Genomic DNA, 244 nt, shown 5'->3' on the forward strand with positions numbered 1-244 from the left:
CGCCTGGATGATGTTCTTGCGGGCGCGCTCCTTGTCGGGCGGCGCCACCGCATCCTCGATGTCGAGGAAGACGAAGTCGGCGGCGCTGTTGGCCGCCTTGTCGATCATCTCCGGGCTGGAGCCCGGAACGGCCAGCTCGCTGCGCTGCAGCCTCAGTTTCTTGAGGTGGTTGATGGTATGGCTCATCGTCTGCTCCTCACGCCGCCTCGGCGACCGGCATCGCGGCGGTGCGCCGGAAATGCTC

Annotated in this window: 1 protein-coding gene; it reads right to left on the minus strand. The window is 66.8% G+C overall.

Annotation, left to right across the window (positions count from 1 at the left end):
- On the minus strand, positions 1 to 186 hold a 186-nt coding region (locus tag AU465_RS38165; protein WP_246506616.1), incomplete at its 3' end, for an aldolase/citrate lyase family protein.
- Positions 187 to 244 lie beyond the last annotated feature (58 nt).

The sequence above is a fragment of the Mesorhizobium silamurunense genome, assembly GCF_014843905.1.
In the GTDB taxonomy this organism is placed as follows: Bacteria; Pseudomonadota; Alphaproteobacteria; order Rhizobiales; family Rhizobiaceae; genus Mesorhizobium; species Mesorhizobium silamurunense.